Consider the following 17102-nt stretch of genomic DNA (forward strand, 5'->3'; position numbering starts at 1 on the left):
CCGATTCCAGCACACGCCCGAAGCAAGCGGCAAGGCGCGCCGCACCACGGCCGCCGCCGCACCGGACGGGGTGGCGCGGAGGTTGCGTGAAGACTCAGTGCGCGCCCGGGGACGGGATCGCCGCAGCGCCGGTGTCGTCCAGCAGGCCGCGTTCGGTCAGCCAGTCGCGGGCGTCGCCGGCATCCTGCTCGAACCACGCGCGGGCGCTGCCCAGCCGGAAGCTGTAGCCCCAGGCGTCCATGTCGGCCATCAGCCGGTCGCGGCCGACATCGGCCAGGCGGTCGGCCAGCACGATCTGCAGGAAGCAGGCGGCGTCCTCCTCGGCGATCGAGTCGGTGGCGTCGGTGTGGACCTCGGCACGGCGCGCCGGCGGCAGCACGATCAGGTGGCAGGCCTCGTGCAGGACCGAATGCACCGGCGTGTCGGCGCGGGCGTGAACGCAGCAACCGATCAGGCCCGCCTCGTCGTCGCCCCAGTAGCTGCCCGGGATCGCCTCGCCGTCGGCGACCGGCACCAGGCGCAGGCCGTATCCGGAGAGCAGGGCGGCCAATGCGCCGGCGTCGATCTCGCGCAGGCGCAGCACGCCCGCCGGCTGCGGCAGGTCAGGGGTCGCCGGCACCCTGGCGCTCGGGCAGGATCACGTTCATCTCCAGCACCTCGTGGTCGCCTTCGGTGGCCAGGCTGACCTCGACCGCGTCGGGATCGACGTGCACGTACTTGCGGATCACCTCGAGCAGCTCGCGCTTGAGCATCGGCAGGTAATCCGGACCGCCGCGTTCGGCGCGGCCCTGGGCGATGATGATCTGCAGGCGCTGCTTGGCCAGCGACGCGGTGTTCTTCTGCTTGCTTCGGAACAGGTCCAGCAATCCCATGGCTCAGCCTCCGAACAGGCGCTTGAGCAGACCCTTCCGCTCGGCCTCCGTGAAACGCAGCGGGCGGTCCTCGCCCAGCAGGCGGGCGACGGCATCGTCGTAGGCCTGGCCGGCCGGCGACTCGGCATCCAGGATCACCGGATTGCCCGAGTTCGAGGACTGCAGCACCTCCTCGGACTCCGGGATCACGCCGAGCACCGGAATGCCCAGGATGTCCTCGACGTCCTTCAGGCTCAGCATGTCGCCATCGGCGACCCGGCGCGGGCTGTAGCGGGTCAGCAACAGGTGTTCGCGCACCTTGCCCTCGCCGGTCTCGGCGCGCCGGGTCTTGCTGGCGAGCAGGCCCAGGATGCGGTCGGAATCGCGCACCGAGGAGACCTCCGGGTTGACCACCACCACGGCGCGGTCGGCGAAGTACATGGCGAGGAAGGCGCCCTTCTCGATACCCGCCGGGCTGTCGCAGACGATGTATTCGAACTCCTCGCGCATCTCGCCGAGGACGCGCTCGACGCCCTCGCGGGTCAGGGCATCCTTGTCGCGGGTCTGCGAGGCGGCCAGGATCGACAGGTTCTCCTGGCGCTTGTCCTTGATCAGCGCCTGCTTGAGCGTGCACTCGCCGTTGATGACGTTGACGAAATCGTAGACCACCCGGCGCTCGCAGCCCATGATCAGGTCCAGATTGCGCAGGCCGACATCGAAGTCGATGACCGCGACCTTGTGCCCGCGGCGGGCCAGGCCCATGGCGATCGAGGCCGAGGTCGTGGTCTTGCCCACGCCCCCCTTGCCTGAAGTGACGACGATGACTTCGCTCAACGGAATGCTCCTGGTGCGGGGCGGGCATGAGCCCGCCGTAGGCTTGCGATCATAGCGGCTCGAACAGCAGGCGCTCGCCGTCGAGGCGGACCTGGACGGCCTTGCCGCGCAGCGCGGCGGGGGCATCGTCGAGAACGCGGTAGTGGCCGGCCACGGCGACCAGTTCCGCAGAGAACTCCCGGCAGAACACGCGTGCCGCGGTGTCGCCTGCGGCGCCGGCCAGGGCGCGGCCGCGCAGGGCCCCGTAGATGTGGATGTTGCCGTCGGCGATCACCTCGGCGCCGGCGCCGACGCTGCCGACCACGGTGAGGTCCTGGCCACGCGCGTAGACCTGCTGGCCGGACCGGACATGCCCCTCGTGCAGACGGATACCGCCGGCCGGCGCGGCGGTGGCCGGGCGGGCGGGTTCGGGGGCGGGAGATGCCGGCGGGGGCGGCGCCGCGGCGGCAGCAGGGGCGGCGTCGCCCGGCTCGAAATTGGCCCGGAACCGGCTCAGCAAGGGCAGATCCAGGCTGCGCGCCAGGGCCTCGATATCGGGTGCGCCATAAGTCAGGGCGACCGGCAGCAGGCCGGCCTCGCGGACCGTGGCCAGCAGCTCGCGCACCTGCTGCAGCGACGGGGCGCCGGTGAAGGCATTCAGGTCGACGATCACGGCGGCCCGGCCGAGCAGCTGCGGCGCCGCCTCGACCTTGGCGCGCAGTTCCGCTGCGATCGCGGCGCCGTCGAGCCGGCGCAGCTTGAGGGTGGCAACGCCGACCTGGCCGACGCGCAGGTCGCAGGCGGCGTCGTTGCCGGCCGCCACGTCAGCCGCCCACCGCGGCGCGCCGACCCGGGTCGGCGTCGGGCAGGCTGCGGTCGCGCAGCCAGGGCAGGGCCGGCAGGGCGGCCGCGCCGGTCGCCAGCCAGGTCTCCTGGACCCAGGGGTAGCTGCACAGCTCGCGGGCCATGACGCAGGCGCGACCCTGGCCGGGCAAGGCGACTTGCCCGGTCTCCCGGAAGCCCAGCGAGGCATGGAACAGCAAGGCGGCGTCGTCGCGCGGCTCGAGGGCGACCTGGCAGCCCAGCACCGGCACCCTGACCTCGGCGAAACTGATCAGGTCGGCGTACAGCACCCGGCCCAGGCCCAGGCCCCGGAATCCGGAGGCGACCACGATGCGGTCCACGAAGAGGAATCGCGGGTGGCGGGCCCGGAACCAGTGGTAGCCGGCGTTGCCGTCTCCGGATCCGGCGTCCAGCGCGACCAGAAAGCCCGCGACGGCGCCGTCGACCTCGGCGATCCGGAAGTAGGGAGCCCGCCGGAAGCGCCACTGGAGGTCGGCGGCGCCGAGCGGCGCGACGGCCCGGCCTGCCTCTTCGTTGAGGGCGGCGACCGTGGCAAGGTCGTCCGCCAGTGCGTCGCGCAGGCGCAGGGTCATCGTCTCTCCAGGTCGGCCCCGTCCGTCCGGGGCGGGGCAAGGCGGGCATTATCCCGGAGCGCGCGGCATTGCGCGACACCGGCCCCAGTCGTGACTTTAGGCGGCTGCGCCGTCGCGTCGCCCCCTCTAGCATGGCGGCCATGCCCACGGTCCGCCTCAGCTCCGCCCTCATGCTCCGCTATGCCGGGCTGTTCACCTGGGCCTGGGTCGGGCTGCCGTTGTTCTTCGCCGGCGCAGCTCCGCACAGCTTTCCCTACCTGGCCTGGTGGGCGTGCTACCTGGCCTTCGGTGGCGCCTACTGGCTGGTCTCGCGGGACCTGGGGCGCGCCCCGGGCCTGTTCCGGCTGGCGGCCCTGGTGGTGATGAGCGCCGCGCCCGCCGCGATCAGCCACTTCAGCGAGACCGGGCTGGGTGGCGCCCTGCTGCTGGTCAGCGCCGGGGTGTTGCCTTGGCTGCTGTCGCCGGTGGTCGGCCTGGCCTGGCTGATCGCCCAGAACCTGGCCATGGTGCCGGTGTTCGCCGTGCGCGAAGACTTCACCGTGCTCGACGCCCTGCTCCAGGTCGGGCTCTTCTTCGGGTACACCAGCTTCACCTTCGTCACCTCGATGGTCGCCAAGCGCCAGGCCGAGGCCCGCGACGAGCAACGCCGCCTCAATTCCGAATTGCGCGCGACCCGCGCCCTGCTGGCCGAATCCAGTCGCGCCAACGAGCGCGTGCGCATCTCCCGCGAACTGCACGATCTGCTCGGCCACCACCTGACCGCCCTGTCGCTCAACCTCGAGGTCGCCGCGCACCGCACCGAGGGCGATGCCCGCGCCCATGTTCGCCAGGCGCAGTCGCTGACCCGCCTGCTGCTGGCGGACGTCCGCGAGGTGGTCAGCGTGCTGCGCGCCGACACCGCCATCGACCTTCGCGAGGCGCTGGAGCGGCTGGTCGAGGGCGTGCCGGGCATTCAGGTGCATCTGGAGCTGCCCGGCGACCTCGCGGTGGAGGACGCCGAGCGCGCCCAGGTGCTGCTGCGCGTCGCCCAGGAGTCGATCACCAACGCCGTGCGCCACGGCCGGGCCGGCCACCTGTGGCTGCGCTTCACGCGCGACGATGCGGGCCGCATCGAGGTGGTCGCCCGCGACGATGGTGTCGGATGCGATGCGGTGGCGGCCGGCAATGGCCTGCGCGGCATGGCCGAGCGCCTGCGCCGCTACGGCGGGGAGTTGAGTTTCGAGTCCACGGCAGGGCAGGGTTTCCGCCTGCGCGCCCTGCTGCCAACAGGAGACCTTCCATGATTTCCGTGATGCTGGTGGATGACCAGACCCTGGTCCGTCAGGGTGTCCGCAGCCTGCTGGCGCTGTCCGACGACATCGACGTGGTCGCCGAGGCCGCCGACGGCGACCAGGCCATCGAGATGGTGCCCAAGGTCCGGCCCGACGTCGTCCTGCTCGACATGCGCATGCCGGGCAAGTCGGGGCTGGACGTGTTGCGCGCACTGTCGGCCAGCGGCGAGCTGCCGCCGACCATCATCCTGACCACCTTCGACGACGACGAGCTGGTGCTCGCCGGCCTGAAGGCCGGTGCGCGCGGCTATCTGCTCAAGGACGTCAGTCTGGAGCAGCTGGTCGAGGCGGTGCAGACCGTGGCGGGCGGCGGATCGCTGGTCCGTCCGGCGGTGACCGAGCGACTGCTGACCGGGCTGGACCGCATGCAGAACAGCTTCGCGAGCCTGGACCAGCCCGATCCGCTGACCGACCGCGAAACCGAGATCCTGCGCCTGATGGCGGGTGGCTACAGCAACAAGGAGATCGCCAACTCCCTCAATGTCGCCGAGGGTACGGTCAAGAACCACGTGTCGAACATCCTCTCCAAGCTGGGTGTCCGTGACCGCACCCGCGCCGTGCTCAAGGCCTTTGAGCTGGGCCTGGTCTGAGGCGGGGACGGCGTTCGGCGCCTGCCCGGTGCGGCGCGCGGGACCGGTCGCTCTGCGCGCCGGAAACCACCCGCGAACGCGTGCAGCATGCGCATCGAGTCGGCGCCGGCCCACGCCCACGAGGTCGTTATCGAAGCCTGGTCCAGGCGAGTTGGCGCCGTTTCCGTCCTGGCGCGCGCGTGGTCCTGTGGCCGACCGTGTGAAAAGGCCATCAGGTATTGCCTTCGAAACGATGCGCAACCCATTGATTCATGGATTCCAGGTCCCCTGTGAGCCGTGGGTGATCCGGGGCCGGTGCCGGTCCACGGGCCAGTGGGGCAGCGGGGCCGCACCGGCCCGGGTCGCGCAGCCGTGGCACGCGTGCCCGCGGCGGCGTCCAGTCGCGATCGCCAGGACGGCGCCCCATCGTCCCGGCACCTGCGCGTGCAACAACGCGAACGCTGCGACGGGGCGATCCGGCACCGCGTTCAGCGGCCGTTGGCAATCGACCCCCCGCGCCGCTACCATTCCGGGTCGCTCGATCCAACGCACCCGGAGAAGACCTCAATGCGTTTCATCAAGGAGTTGCTGCTGGCCGCGATCTTCACCGCGGTCTTCTTCGTGGTGCTGATGGCCCTGCTGCCCAGCAAGGCGAGGGTGGAACGTTCGCTGGACATCCACCACCCGCCGGTGCAGGTCTACGACATGGTCAAGTCGTTCCGGCAGTTCCCCACCTGGTCGCCGTGGCGCAAGCGCGATCCCGCCATCAACTACACCTTCAGCGAGCGCAGCAGCGGCCCGGGTGCGCGGGCCGAGTGGGCGAGCAGCCGTGACGCCTACATCGGCAACGGCAGCATGGAAGTGGTCGAGCAGGTCGATGGCGAACGTATCCGTTACCGCCTCGAAGCGCCGTTCCGTGGCGAGTCCAAGACCCTCGACCTTCGCCTGCGCGAGAACGATACCGGCGGCGTGCTGGCGACCATGATCATGGAGGTCGATTACGGTTGGGACCTGATCGGCCGCGTGCACGGCATGTACCTTGAAAGCCACGTCGGCGACGACCTGCTGTTCGCGCTCGCCCAGGTCAAGACCCGGGTCGAGTCGCTGCCCGACGTCGATTACTCCGACGAGTACGACGACCGGCCGCCGGTGCTGGTCACCATGCACCCGAAGAACGTCATCGCGATCAACGGCCAGGCCGCCACCAACCAGCCCTATTCGATCCAGCCGACGGTCCGGCAGTTCACCCAGACGCTGGTCGCCCTGATCGACATCCAGCGGCTGACCAGGACCGGCCCCCGGATCGCCGTGCTCAACCGCTACGGCCAGAACTACGACTTCACCGCCGCGATCCCGATCCTCGAGACCGAGGCCAACCTGCCGGAGAACGTCTCGTTCGGGGTCATTCCTGGCGGCAACTACCTCAAGGTCGCCCACGTCGGCGCCCGATGGGACCTGCCCCGTCAGCGCGACATGCTGATGGCCTGGGCCGGTGCCAACGGGTACCGCATGAACGGCAACCTGTTCGAGGAGTTCCTCAACGACTCCGGTGGCGAGGGCGACAACGGCATCCGCGAGGCCGACCTCGAAACCAACCTGTACCTGCCGGTCCACTGACCGGCCGCGGCGTCGCCCCGTGGGCGGCGCCGCGCAGTGCGACACGTGGCATTCCTGCCGGGCCGTGGGGCGATCCGGCAGGGCCGGGCGCCCCGCACCTGCAGGCCGCCGGCCGCGTCGGCCCCAAGGCAGAGCGGTTCCGGGAACTTTTCCCGCCTGTCGCGTTCATTGCCGGTCGCGTTCGCCGTACAGCGCCCGCGTTCCACCACGCACATCGCGTTCCGTCCGCGCCCAGGGGTGGTCCGGACCGGCGGCCAGGGCCGCCCTCCGAACCGCGTCCGCCAGCCAGGCGGGACCGCAAGGTTCCACCGCATTGCCCACCATCGGGATCAGCGCATGATCGAGATCAGCAACCTAAGCAAGCGATACGGTCCACTGCTGGCCGTCGACGACATCAGCTTCAGGGTGGAGCCCGGCCAGGTGCTGGGTTTCCTCGGCCCGAACGGCGCCGGCAAGTCCACCACCATGAAGATGATCGCCGGTTTCCTGGCGCCCAGCGCCGGCACCATCCGCGTCGCCGGCCTGGACATCCAGGCCGAGCCGCTCGCCACCAAGCGGCTCATCGGCTATCTCCCCGAGGGCGCGCCGGCCTGGGGCGAGATGACGCCCCGCCAGTTCCTCGGATTCATCGCCGACATCCGCGGCCTCGACGGCGCCCTGCGCGCGCGCCGACTGGCCGAGGTGGTCGAGCGACTGAACCTGCAGCGCGTGCTGGACCAGTCCATCGAGACCCTGTCCAAGGGCTTCAAGCGCCGGGTCGGCCTGGCGCAGGCGATCCTGCACGATCCCCAGGTGCTGATCCTGGACGAGCCCACCGATGGCCTGGACCCCAACCAGAAGCACGAGGTGCGCTCCCTGATCCAGGCGATGGCCAAGGACAAGATCATCGTCATCTCCACCCACATCCTGGAGGAGGTGCATGCGGTGTGCACGCGCGCCATCGTGATCGCCGGTGGCCGCCTGCTGGCCGACGCCACGCCGGCCGAGCTGGAGCGGCGTTCCCGCTTCCACGGGGCGGTTTCGGTCAGTTGCGCCGACACGCCGGCCCTGGTCGCCGCGCTGCGCGGACTCGACGAGGTCGCCCAGGTCGAGGTCGACGCCCAGGACGGCCGCGTCACCGCCTTCCCGAAGCCCGGTCGCCCGCTGTTCCCCGCGGTCAGCGCCCTGCTGCGCGACCGCGGCTTCGCGGTCGACGAGCTGGCCCTGGAGTCGGGCCGTCTGGACGAGGTGTTCCGGCAGATCACCCTGCCGGTGCACAAGGAGGGAGTGCGCCGATGAGATCGCCCGTCATGAGCCTTTTCCGGCGCGAGCTGGCCGGCTACTTCGCGACCCCCGTCGCCTATGTGTTCATCCTGATCTTCCTGGTCCTCGCGGCCGCCATGGCGTTCTACCTGGGCGGTTTCTTCGAGCGCGGCCAGGCCGACCTCGGCGCGTTCTTCACCTTCCACCCCTGGCTCTATCTGTTCCTTGTCCCTGCGGTGTCCATGCGGCTGTGGGCCGAGGAGCGCAAGTCGGGAACCATCGAGCTGCTGCTCACCCTGCCGGTGACCATGGGCCAGGCGGTGCTCGGCAAGTTCCTCGCGGCCTGGGCCTTCATCGCCATCGCCCTGGCGCTGACCTTCCCGGTCTGGATCACGGTCAATTACCTCGGCAACCCGGACAACGGCGCGATCCTGGCCGGTTACATCGGCAGCCTGCTGATGGCCGGTGCCTTCCTGGCGATCGGCTCCTGCCTGTCGGCGGCGACCCGCAACCAGGTGATCGCCTTCATCCTGACCGTGGTGGTGTGCTTCCTGCTGCTGCTGGCGGGCTATCCGCTGGTCCTGGATGCATTCAGCGGCTGGGCACCGCAGGCGCTGGTCGACGGCATCGCCTCGATCAGCTTCCTGACCCACTTCAATGCCATCAGCAAGGGCGTCATCGACCTGCGCGATCTCGTCTATTTCGGTCTGATGATCGGCGCATGGCTGTACGCCTGCGCCATCGTCGTCGAAATGAAGAAGGCCGACTGAGGACACCGACGCCATGAATCCCGCCAACCGCCGTTCCGCCACCGTCGGCACCCTGGTGCTGCTGGGCATCGCGCTGGTCGCCGTGCTGCTGGTCAGCAACCTGCTGCTGCGCGGCCTGCGCATCGACCTGACCCAGAACCGCCTGTTCACGGTTTCCGAGGGCACCCGCGAGATCGTCCGCGGCATCGACGAGCCGATCACCCTGTACTACTTCTTCTCGGACCGCGTAAGCGCCGACCTGCCGCAGGGGCAGCCGCTGCGGGCCTACGCGACCCGCGTGCGCGAACTGCTCGAGGAGCTCGCCGGACTGTCGCGCGGCAAGCTGGTGCTGCGCGTCATCGATCCCTTGCCGTTCTCCGAGGAAGAGGACCGGGCGACCAGCTTCGGGCTGACCCCCGTGCCGGTCGGCCGCAGCGGCGAGAACCTGTACTTCGGCCTGGCCGGAACCAACGCCACCGATGGCCAGGCCGCGATCCCGTTCTTCCAGATGGACAAGGAGGCGTTCCTGGAATACGACCTCGCCAAGCTCGTCCACGAGCTGGACCAGGTCCGCAAGCCGGTGGTCGGCCTGATCAGTGCGCTGCCGATGTCGGGCAGTTTCGATCCGGCCATGCGCACCCTGCCCGAGCCCTGGGTCGCGCTGTCCGAGCTGCGCCAGCTGTTCGACGTCCGGGAGCTCACCGCCACAGGCCTGTCCGCCATCGACCCCGACATCGGCGTGCTGCTGCTCGTCCATCCCAAGGAGCTGTCGGACGACACGCTGTACGCGATCGACCAGTTCGTGCTGCGCGGTGGCCGGCTGGTGGTGTTCGTCGATCCGCTGTCCGACGCCGACGAGTCCGGCAACGATCCGCAGAACCCCAGCGCGGCGATGTTCGCGAACCGCAGCTCCGACCTGGCGCGGCTGTTCCGCGCCTGGGGCGTGGAGTACGACCCGGGCAAGGTGGTCCTGGACGCGCGCTACGCCGCCCAGGTGAGCATGCAGGCCGGTCGGCCACCGGTCCGGCACCTGGCCATCCTGGCCCTGGGCCAGGAGGCCCTGAACGACGCCGAGGCGATCACCGGCGTGCTGTCGACGGTCAATGTCTCCGCGGCGGGCGCCATCGGGCTTGCCGAGGGCAGCCCGCTGCAACTGGTGCCGTTGATCCAGTCCAGCGGCGAGTCGGCGCTGGCCGATGCCGAACGACTGAAGTTCATGCCCGATCCTTCCGGTCTGTTCGCCGACTTCCAGCCCAGTGGCGAGCGGCATGTGCTGGCCGGGCGGCTGCACGGGGTGTTCCCCACCGCCTTTCCCGAACGCGCCGGAGAGGGCCACCTGGCCGAGTCCGCCGAACCCGGCAACGTCGTGGTGTTCGCCGACACCGACCTGCTCACCGACCGGCTCTGGGTCCAGGTCCAGAACTTCCTGGGACAGCGCCTGGTCAATGCCTTCGCCAACAACGGCGACCTGTTCATCAACACCGTCGATACCCTGGGCGGGTCGAGCGCGCTCATCGGCGTACGCGGCCGGGCCACGTCGGCACGCCCGTTCACCACGGTGGAGGCGATCCAGCGGCGTGCCGAGGAACGGTTCCGGGATACCGAGCGGCAGCTGCAGGACGAGCTTGGCGAGACCGAGCGCCGGCTCAACGAGCTGCAGACCCGCCAGGAGCCCGGACAGGCGCTGATCCTGAGCGCCGAGCAGCGCACCGAGCTGGAGCGGTTCCGCAGCCGTCAGCTGGAGATCCGCCGCGAGCTGCGCCAGGTCCGCCGGCAGCTGGACGCCGACATCGACCGGCTGGGCAGCTGGCTCAAGTTCATCAACGTCTGGCTGCTGCCGGTGTTGCTGACCCTGGCCGTGGCCGGCCTGGTCTACTGGCGCCGCCGCCGCCGCCGCGAGGCCACAGCGGCCGCGGTCTGACCGGAGGAAACACGACATGTCTTCATCCCGCTTCTCCGTGATTGCCGCGGTCGCGCTCGCCGCCGTGCTGGCCGCGGTGCTGCTGGTCTCGCAGCGTGCCCCCGAGTCGGAAGGCAGCCTGCTCGGCGAACCCGTGCTGCCCGGCCTGTCGGAGCGCCTGAACGATGTCACCGCACTGCGCTTCAGTGGCGCCGGCGGCGCGCCCCTGGTCGGCCTGGTGCGTTCCGGCACGGTCTGGACCGTGGTCGAGCGCCATGGCCATCCCGCCGCGGCCGACAAGGTCCGCCTGGCGCTGATCAATCTGGCCGAGTCCAGGGTCCTTGAGCCGAAGACCGCCAATCCCGATCGTCATGCCCAGCTGGGTGTCGAATCGCTGGAGGGCGAGGGCGCAAGCGGCGTGCTGGTCGAGGTCGAATCGCCCGGCCAGGCCGATCGGATGATCATCGGCAACTACGCCGGCCAGCAGGGTGAGGGCACCTATGTCCGTCGCCCGGACGAGGCGCGCAGTCTCATGGCCAGCGGCAACCTGGTGCCCGAGCGCGAGCCCGCGGCCTGGCTGCAGCGCGAGCTGCTCGACATTCCGTCCAGCCAGATCCGCGAGGTCGAACTGAGCGGAGCGGCCGGTGGGGCGGTGCGCGTGTTCAAGGAGTCGGCCGCCCAGGAGAACTTCACGGTTGCGGACCTGCCGCGCGGCCGGACCGTGCAGTCCGCCTTCGTCGCCAACGGTCTGGCCTCGACCCTGTCCGGCCTGAGCCTTGAGGATGTCGCGCGCGACCAGGGCGAAGCCGGCCCGCCCAGCCACTCGGCACGGTACCGGCTGTTCGACGGCCGGGTCGTGATTGTGGAGGGCTGGCACGGCGGCACCGATGACGCCGGCAATGCGGCGCCGTCCTGGGCGACGCTGAAGGTCGAGGTCGACGACCAGCTCGCCCGGGCCGCGATCGTCGAGCAGCTGCAGGCGGAAGCGGCCGCGGCGGCGGACCAGCAGGGCGCAACGGGCGAGCAGGGCCAGGAGACGGCGGCAGACGGCCCCGACGAGGTATCCGACGCTGCTCTCGTCTTGGACGAAGCGGCGGTGGCTGCGCGCCTGGACACGCTGCACCAGGAGGTGGCTGTCCTGTCGGAGCGCTTCGCGGGCTGGCGCTACCAGTTGCCGGCGTTCAAGTTCGCCAACCTCGACAAGGGGCTTGAGGACATGCTGCAGCCCCGCGACTGAGGCGTGCGTGCCGCCGCGGGGCTGCCGCGGCGGCACGTCGGATCAGGCCTCCGCGACCAGGGCGGCGAAGTCCGCCGCCGGTTGCGGGCGGCCGATCAGGTAACCCTGGGCTTCGTCGAAGCCCAGGCCCCTGAGCAGCGCGAGCTGGCGGGCGCTTTCCACGCCCTCGGCGACCAGCCGCAGTCCCAGCCGATGGCCCAGGCCGACCACGGCCGCGGCGATCGCGGTGGCGCGCTCGTCGTCGAGCAGGCTGGCCACGAACAGGTGGTCGATCTTCAGGCGCTCCACCGGGAAGCGCATCAGGTAGGAAAGGCTCGAGTAGCCGGTGCCGAAGTCGTCCAGGGCCGCACCGACGCCGCGCTCGCGCAGGCCGGCCAGGACCTCGACGGCTTTTTCGGGACGGTCGAACAGCACCGTTTCGGTCAGCTCGACCTCCAGGCGGTGTGGCGCCAGGCCGTGCCGGGCCAGGGCCGCTTCGATGGTGCCGGCCAGGTCGTCGTCGTAGAACTGGGCTGCCGAGACGTTGACGGACACGGGCAGGGCGACCAGGCCGGCGTCGTCCCAGGCGCGCATCTGCCGGCAGGCCTCATCGACCAGCCAGCGGCCGATCGGCACGATCAGGCCGATCGCCTCGGCCAGCCGCACGACCTCGCCGGTCGGCAGCAGGCCGCCCTCGCCATCATCGACCCGGAGCAGCGCCTCGGCGCCGTTGAGGCGGCTGTCGGCGAGCGCCAGGCGCGGCTGGTAATGCAGTGCGAGGTTTCCGCGGGCCAGCGCGTCGCGCAACCTTCGCTCCAGGTGCAGGGTGTGCTGCACGCTCTGCGCCATCTCTTCGGTGTACAGGAACACCCGGTCCCGACCCGATTGCTTGGCGCGGTACATCGCCAGGTCCGCCTCGCGGACCAGCGATTCCGCATCCTCCCCGTGTTCGGGGTAGAGGCTGATGCCGACGCTGGCGGAGACGTGGACGGCGCCGCCGGGGCGGTCGATCGGCGGTCGCAGGCGCTCGCACAGGTCACGCGCCACCGCGACGGCCTCCTCGGCGCCCTGGATGCCCTCAAGCAGCACCAGGAATTCGTCGCCGCCATAGCGGGCCAGCAGGTCCTCGCCACGCAGCCGGCCGCGCAGCCGGCCGACCACCTCGGCCAGTACCTCGTCGCCGACCGGGTGGCCCAGGCTGTCGTTGATGTTCTTGAAACGGTCCAGGTCGATGAACAGCACCGCGACCCGGCTGCCGGCGCCTCGGGCGCGGTCGACGGCCTCGGCCAGCGCACGTTGGGCGCGGCGGCGGTTGGGCAGGCGGGTCAGGCTGTCGTGGTGGGCCAGGAAGTCGAGCCGCGACTCGGACTCCTTGAGCGCACTGATGTCGGTGGCGACCGCGACGAACTGCCCCTGGCCACCGGCGTCGCCGGGAATCAGGCTGGCACTCAGCCACTGCGGGACGTTGCGACCGTCGGCGCGGCGGATCAGGCACTCGCCCTGCCAGTGGCCATGGCTGCGCAGGGCGGCGGCGACGCGATTCTCCAGGTTGGGCCGGGGCTGCTGGTCGGCCAGCAGGATGCGCCAGGCCCGGCCCAGCAGGGCCCCCCGGTCGTAGCCGGTGACGCGCTGCAAGGCGGGATTGACGTCGATCAGGGTGCCGTCGAGCTGGGCCACCACGATGCCGTCGCGGGTGCTCTCGAACACGCGTGCCGCGCGACGCAGCCCGGCGTCGGCACGGCGGCGCTGCACGGCGGCGCCCAGGCTGGCTGCCAGGAGCTTGAGCACGGCCTCCTCGACAGCGGTCCAGTTCCGTTTGCTGCGCACCGAGTCCAGGCCAAGAAAGCCCCAGAGCTGGTCGTCCAGCAGCACCGGCACCACCAGGATGGAAACGATGCCCTGCGGGTCGAGCACGGCCCGCTCCTCGGGGGAAAATTCGCCGATGACGCCCGACACCGCGCGACCCTGCCTGAGCAGGCCGACGAACCGGGGGTAGACGGCGCTCATGTCCAATGCGCGCAGGTCGGGGTTGTCGCGCTGGGATTCGATGCCCGGGCCGACCCATTCATGGGTCTGCGAGCAGACCAGACGGGTCGGATCGGCGGCCGGAAGGCGTTCGAACAGGTAGACCCGATCGACACCGGTGCCCCGGCCCAGGCCGGCCAGCGCGGCGTCGATGGCCTGGTCCAGGTTGCCGGTGGCGAGCAGGTCCGCCGCCAACCCGGCGGACAGCTCGAGGAGGGCGTCGCGGCGTGCCAGCGCTTCGCGAAGGCCCGCCAGCTCCCCGTCGATGCCACCGTCGTCCCGAGGGTCGTCCCGTGCCACCGCGCCTCCTTACGCAGCCTGCCAGGTGGATACTACCCCGCACGGCCCGACGGGTCCTCATCGAAGCCTGGAGCAGGGAGCAGGGAGCAGGGAGCAGGGACTTGGGACCCGGGACTCGGGACTCGGGACTCGGGACTCGGGACTCGGGAATCCCCACTGGCCCGTTGGGGCCTTACTGGGTTCGTCTTTCCGCCATCCCCACAGCCCGGCCCGCCCGCTCTTGCCAGGCGCGCGCCGCCGGTGCGACGGCGCCGCACTTCTCCCCTCCCCCGCCCTGCGGGGGAGGGGCGGGGGAGAGGGCTGCCACGGCCAGCGCGTGCTGCTGGGCCAGCAACGATGCGCCTCCGGGTCAGCGTCGGTCCTGCGCGGAGTCCCTTCTACAACAGGCGCCTGGCGGTGCGTTGATTGGGGTGCACAGCGTGCCCGCCGCCGTCAGCCTGATCCTGTTGCTGGAAACAAGCCCGCAGCGCGGCGAGCTGCGGGGCCTGTCCTGCAGGGAGAGCGGCGCTGATCGCGCTCAGCCTTCCGAAGCCCGTTCCCGTTCGCTGCTTCCCGTCTCCCGGCCACGAGCCGAGCCTCGATGCTGATCGGGTCTCCCGGGGGAAGGGAGATGCGCAGTGTCCGCGTACGCGCGTCGCGCGATCAGTGTTCGGGGAGCAGCAGCTGCGGGTCGATCCGGGTGTCGAACCAGTTCATGCCCCAGTGCATGTGCGGACCGGTCGCCCGGCCGGTGGCGCCGACCGCGCCGAGCACCTCGCCCTGCTCGACCCGATCGCCCACCGCACGGTCGATGCGGCTGAGGTGGATGAAGGTCGAGGACACGCCATGGCCGTGATCCAGGGTCAAGGTGCCGCCCGTCAGATAGAAATCCGGTTCGGCCAGGATCACCACGCCTGCCGCCGGCGCCCGGACCGGAGTGCCGGTCGGCGCCGCCACGTCCAGGCCATAGTGCGGATTACGCGGTTCGCCGTTGAGGATGCGCTGGCTTCCATAGACGCCGCTGACCCGACCACTGACAGGCCACTGGAAGGCCTGCAGAAAATCGAGGCGGTCATCGTCGCGATCGCGTGCGGTGCTGACCTGGGCCTGCTCACGGGCAATCCGGCGCGCCAGCTCGGGGTCCGGGCTGACCGTCGAGGGCGGCAGTCCGTCGACCCGCTCGATCCGCCAGCGTCGCGTCTCGACCTGTATCCGTGCCTGGTGCCGGCTGCCATCCGGAAAACGTGCGTGGAGCTCGGCCTCGGGACCGTGTTCGCGGCCCAGGCCGAAAACGAACCAGCCCTCCTCGGATACACGCAAGGTGCGGCCAGCGAAACGCACCGTACTGCCGGGCGGCACCCTGCCGGTGACCAGTGCCCCCTGGACCGCCTGCGCCGGCAGTTCCATGCGCGCATCGGCCAGGGCGGGCGGCACGAAGATCGGCTGGAGGAAAATGAGAAAAAACAATACTATACGGAGCATTATCAAGGCTGTCTCTGGTTCGAGGACCGGCCCGGGAACAGACGGAACACGGTCGGGACCGGGTCTTCGCCGCCCGCCGACAGCGGGTGGCAGCGCAGGATCCGCCACAGCGCCAGCCAGCCGCCGCGCAGGCTGCCGTGCCGGGCCAGGGCGGTACGGGCGTAGACGCTGCAACTGGGATGGAAACGGCAGCGCGCACCGAGCAGGGGGCTGAACCAGCGCCTGTATCCGTTGATGACGCAGCGCAGCAGACGGTTCACTCAGGGAGGTCTTGTGCGTGCGGCGGAAGTTGCCGCAAGGTGGCGCTTAGGCTATAACACGCGGCCGCGACGCCTCAAGGCATGGGAAAAAAGAACGCCATGGCCAAAACCCCGGCCAAATCCAAGACCAAGTCGGCCAGCAAGGCCAAGCCCGCGGCCAAGTCGGCCGCCAAGTCCGCCAGCAAGGCCGCCAGCAAGGCGAAGCCGGCGGCAAAGAAACCGGCAGCGAAGCCGGCGCCGGCCAAGAAATCCGCGGCCAGCAAGCAGGCTCCCGCCAAGAAGGCGGCCAGCAAGCCGGTCGCCGCCAGGAAGCCGGCCGGCAAGCCCGTGGTGGCCAAGAAATCGCCGGCCAAGACGCCGGCCGGCAAGACGCCCCCGGCGAAAAGCACGCCCGCCAAGCCGACCGCGAAGCCCGCTGCGGCGAAGAAGCCGGCGGCTGCTGCGCCGGTGGCGCCCGCCAGGACTGCCGGTCCCGGCAAGGCGGCCCAGGGCAAGGTCGCGCAGGCGCGTGCCGCCTCGGTCGAACCGGTGCGCACGCCGGCGCGGCCGGCTGCACCCGCCCGGCCTGCCGTCGTGGCGACCGCGCGGGTCGGGCGGGCCAGCCGTCCCTCGGACGAACTGCCGACGCCGACCCGCAAGCGGGAGGTCGCAGCGGGGCCCGTCAAGCTGCCCTCGGGCTACCGGCCGCTGGCCAGCGAGGAGTACATGTCGCCGCGTCAGGTCGAGTACTTCCGCCAGAAGCTGCTGACCTGGCGCGCCGACCTGATCGAGGAATCCAAGCAGACCATCGACAACCTCCGCGACGAGGTCCGCGACGTCGGCGACGAGGCCGAGCGCGCCGCTCGGGAGACCGAGAACTCGCTGGAACTGCGCACCCGCGATCGTTACCGCAAGCTGCTGGCCCAGATCGACAAGGCGCTGAAGCGCATCGAGGACGGCGAGTACGGCTACTGCGAGGAGACCGGCGAGCCGATCGGCATCGAGCGGCTGGAAGTGCGGCCGATCGCCCGCTTCTCGATCGACGCCCAGGAACGCTGGGAGCTTCGCCAGAAGCACATGGGCGAATGACCGTCCGGCCACGGCCGGCACAGGTCTGACGTCGAGCGGCCCGGCAGCTTCTGCCGGGCCGCTGTCGTTTCGGAAGGCCTGGTCTGTTCAGACCCTGCGGCCCTGGCCCATCGAGGGCCCGACTGAGCGATGACCGGGGACAGGGGACCGGGGACCGGGGACAGGGGACCAGGGACCAGGGGACCAGGGACCAGGGGACCGGGGACAGGGGACCGGGGACCGGGGACCGGGGACAGGGGACCGGGGACCAGGGACCAGGGACCA

At 70.6% G+C, this 17102-nt stretch carries 15 protein-coding genes; 8 read left to right on the forward strand and 7 right to left on the reverse strand.

Going from position 1 to position 17102, the window contains the following annotated elements; all coding sequences use genetic code 11:
- Nucleotides 1-94: 94 nt before the first annotated feature.
- From KF823_05130 to minC, 4 genes are read right to left on the reverse strand one after another with little or no spacing between them, the layout of a single operon-like run.
- The gene (locus KF823_05130; protein MBX3725281.1) at nucleotides 95-583 is read right to left on the reverse strand and encodes a hypothetical protein; all 489 of its coding nucleotides are present in this window, start codon (nucleotides 581-583) and stop codon (nucleotides 95-97) included.
- 19 nt (nucleotides 584-602) lie between these two features.
- On the reverse strand, nucleotides 603-872 hold the full coding sequence (gene minE / locus KF823_05135) for a cell division topological specificity factor MinE (protein MBX3725282.1): 270 nt from the start codon (nucleotides 870-872) through the stop codon (nucleotides 603-605).
- Between the two features lie 3 nt (nucleotides 873-875).
- On the reverse strand, nucleotides 876-1685 hold the full coding sequence (gene minD / locus KF823_05140; GenBank protein ID MBX3725283.1) for a septum site-determining protein MinD: 810 nt from the start codon (nucleotides 1683-1685) through the stop codon (nucleotides 876-878).
- 49 nt (nucleotides 1686-1734) lie between these two features.
- A complete protein-coding gene (gene minC, locus KF823_05145; GenBank protein ID MBX3725284.1) occupies nucleotides 1735-2697 on the reverse strand; it encodes a septum site-determining protein MinC in 963 nt (320 codons plus the stop codon).
- A gap of 543 nt (nucleotides 2698-3240) precedes the next feature.
- Here minC and KF823_05150 point away from each other — a divergent pair.
- The 7 genes from KF823_05150 to KF823_05180 all read left to right on the forward strand — a co-directional run bounded on the left by KF823_05150 (nucleotide 3241) and on the right by KF823_05180 (nucleotide 11745).
- Nucleotides 3241-4383 carry a sensor histidine kinase gene (locus KF823_05150; GenBank protein ID MBX3725285.1) on the forward strand — a complete coding sequence of 381 codons (1143 nt, stop codon included), beginning with the start codon at nucleotides 3241-3243 and terminating at the stop codon, nucleotides 4381-4383.
- Nucleotides 4380-5021 (forward strand): response regulator transcription factor, encoded by a 642-nt coding sequence (locus KF823_05155; protein ID MBX3725286.1) that lies wholly within the window; start codon nucleotides 4380-4382, stop codon nucleotides 5019-5021. Before KF823_05150 ends, KF823_05155 begins: the two co-directional genes overlap by 4 nt.
- Nucleotides 5022-5567: 546 nt before the next feature.
- Nucleotides 5568-6617 carry an SRPBCC family protein gene (locus KF823_05160; protein ID MBX3725287.1) on the forward strand — a complete coding sequence of 350 codons (1050 nt, stop codon included), beginning with the start codon at nucleotides 5568-5570 and terminating at the stop codon, nucleotides 6615-6617.
- 336 nt (nucleotides 6618-6953) lie between these two features.
- Nucleotides 6954-7895, forward strand: a complete 942-nt coding sequence (locus KF823_05165) for an ABC transporter ATP-binding protein (protein MBX3725288.1) — start codon at nucleotides 6954-6956, stop codon at nucleotides 7893-7895.
- A complete protein-coding gene (locus KF823_05170; protein MBX3725289.1) occupies nucleotides 7892-8629 on the forward strand; it encodes an ABC transporter permease subunit in 738 nt (245 codons plus the stop codon). Before KF823_05165 ends, KF823_05170 begins: the two co-directional genes overlap by 4 nt.
- Nucleotides 8630-8642: 13 nt before the next feature.
- A complete protein-coding gene (locus KF823_05175) occupies nucleotides 8643-10529 on the forward strand; it encodes a Gldg family protein (protein ID MBX3725290.1) in 1887 nt (628 codons plus the stop codon).
- Between the two features lie 16 nt (nucleotides 10530-10545).
- Nucleotides 10546-11745, forward strand: a complete 1200-nt coding sequence (locus tag KF823_05180; protein MBX3725291.1) for a DUF4340 domain-containing protein — start codon at nucleotides 10546-10548, stop codon at nucleotides 11743-11745.
- A 42-nt stretch (nucleotides 11746-11787) separates the two neighbouring features.
- On the opposite strand, the gene KF823_05185 is transcribed toward KF823_05180, so the two are convergent.
- From KF823_05185 to yidD, 3 genes are all read right to left on the reverse strand, one after another.
- Nucleotides 11788-14049 (reverse strand): EAL domain-containing protein, encoded by a 2262-nt coding sequence (locus tag KF823_05185; protein ID MBX3725292.1) that lies wholly within the window; start codon nucleotides 14047-14049, stop codon nucleotides 11788-11790.
- Between the two features lie 642 nt (nucleotides 14050-14691).
- Nucleotides 14692-15510, reverse strand: a complete 819-nt coding sequence (locus tag KF823_05190) for a M23 family metallopeptidase (protein ID MBX3725293.1) — start codon at nucleotides 15508-15510, stop codon at nucleotides 14692-14694.
- 2 nt (nucleotides 15511-15512) lie between these two features.
- Nucleotides 15513-15770: a membrane protein insertion efficiency factor YidD gene (gene yidD / locus KF823_05195; protein MBX3725294.1), complete on the reverse strand. Its 258-nt coding sequence runs from the start codon at nucleotides 15768-15770 to the stop codon at nucleotides 15513-15515.
- A 99-nt stretch (nucleotides 15771-15869) separates the two neighbouring features.
- On the opposite strand from yidD, the gene dksA reads away from it, so the two are divergent.
- Entirely contained in the window at nucleotides 15870-16838 is a 969-nt protein-coding gene (gene dksA, locus KF823_05200; protein ID MBX3725295.1) for an RNA polymerase-binding protein DksA, read from the forward strand.
- Nucleotides 16839-17102: the final 264 nt, after the last annotated feature.

It is taken from the genome of Lysobacterales bacterium (assembly GCA_019634735.1).
Taxonomy (GTDB): Bacteria; Pseudomonadota; Gammaproteobacteria; order Xanthomonadales; family UBA2363; genus Pseudofulvimonas.

Coding starts and splice junctions, on each gene's coding strand:
- minE (MBX3725282.1), bottom strand. CDS start 872: ATGGGATTGCTGGACCTGTTCCGAAGCAAGCAGAAGAACACCGCGTCG.
- minC (MBX3725284.1), bottom strand. CDS start 2,697: ATGCCTCGCTGGGCTTCCGGGAGACCGGGCAAGTCGCCTTGCCCGGCC.
- KF823_05150 (MBX3725285.1), top strand. CDS start 3,241: ATGCCCACGGTCCGCCTCAGCTCCGCCCTCATGCTCCGCTATGCCGGG.
- KF823_05155 (MBX3725286.1), top strand. CDS start 4,380: ATGATTTCCGTGATGCTGGTGGATGACCAGACCCTGGTCCGTCAGGGT.
- KF823_05160 (MBX3725287.1), top strand. CDS start 5,568: ATGCGTTTCATCAAGGAGTTGCTGCTGGCCGCGATCTTCACCGCGGTC.
- KF823_05165 (MBX3725288.1), top strand. CDS start 6,954: ATGATCGAGATCAGCAACCTAAGCAAGCGATACGGTCCACTGCTGGCC.
- KF823_05170 (MBX3725289.1), top strand. CDS start 7,892: ATGAGATCGCCCGTCATGAGCCTTTTCCGGCGCGAGCTGGCCGGCTAC.
- KF823_05175 (MBX3725290.1), top strand. CDS start 8,643: ATGAATCCCGCCAACCGCCGTTCCGCCACCGTCGGCACCCTGGTGCTG.
- KF823_05180 (MBX3725291.1), top strand. CDS start 10,546: ATGTCTTCATCCCGCTTCTCCGTGATTGCCGCGGTCGCGCTCGCCGCC.
- KF823_05190 (MBX3725293.1), bottom strand. CDS start 15,510: ATGCTCCGTATAGTATTGTTTTTTCTCATTTTCCTCCAGCCGATCTTC.
- dksA (MBX3725295.1), top strand. CDS start 15,870: ATGGCCAAAACCCCGGCCAAATCCAAGACCAAGTCGGCCAGCAAGGCC.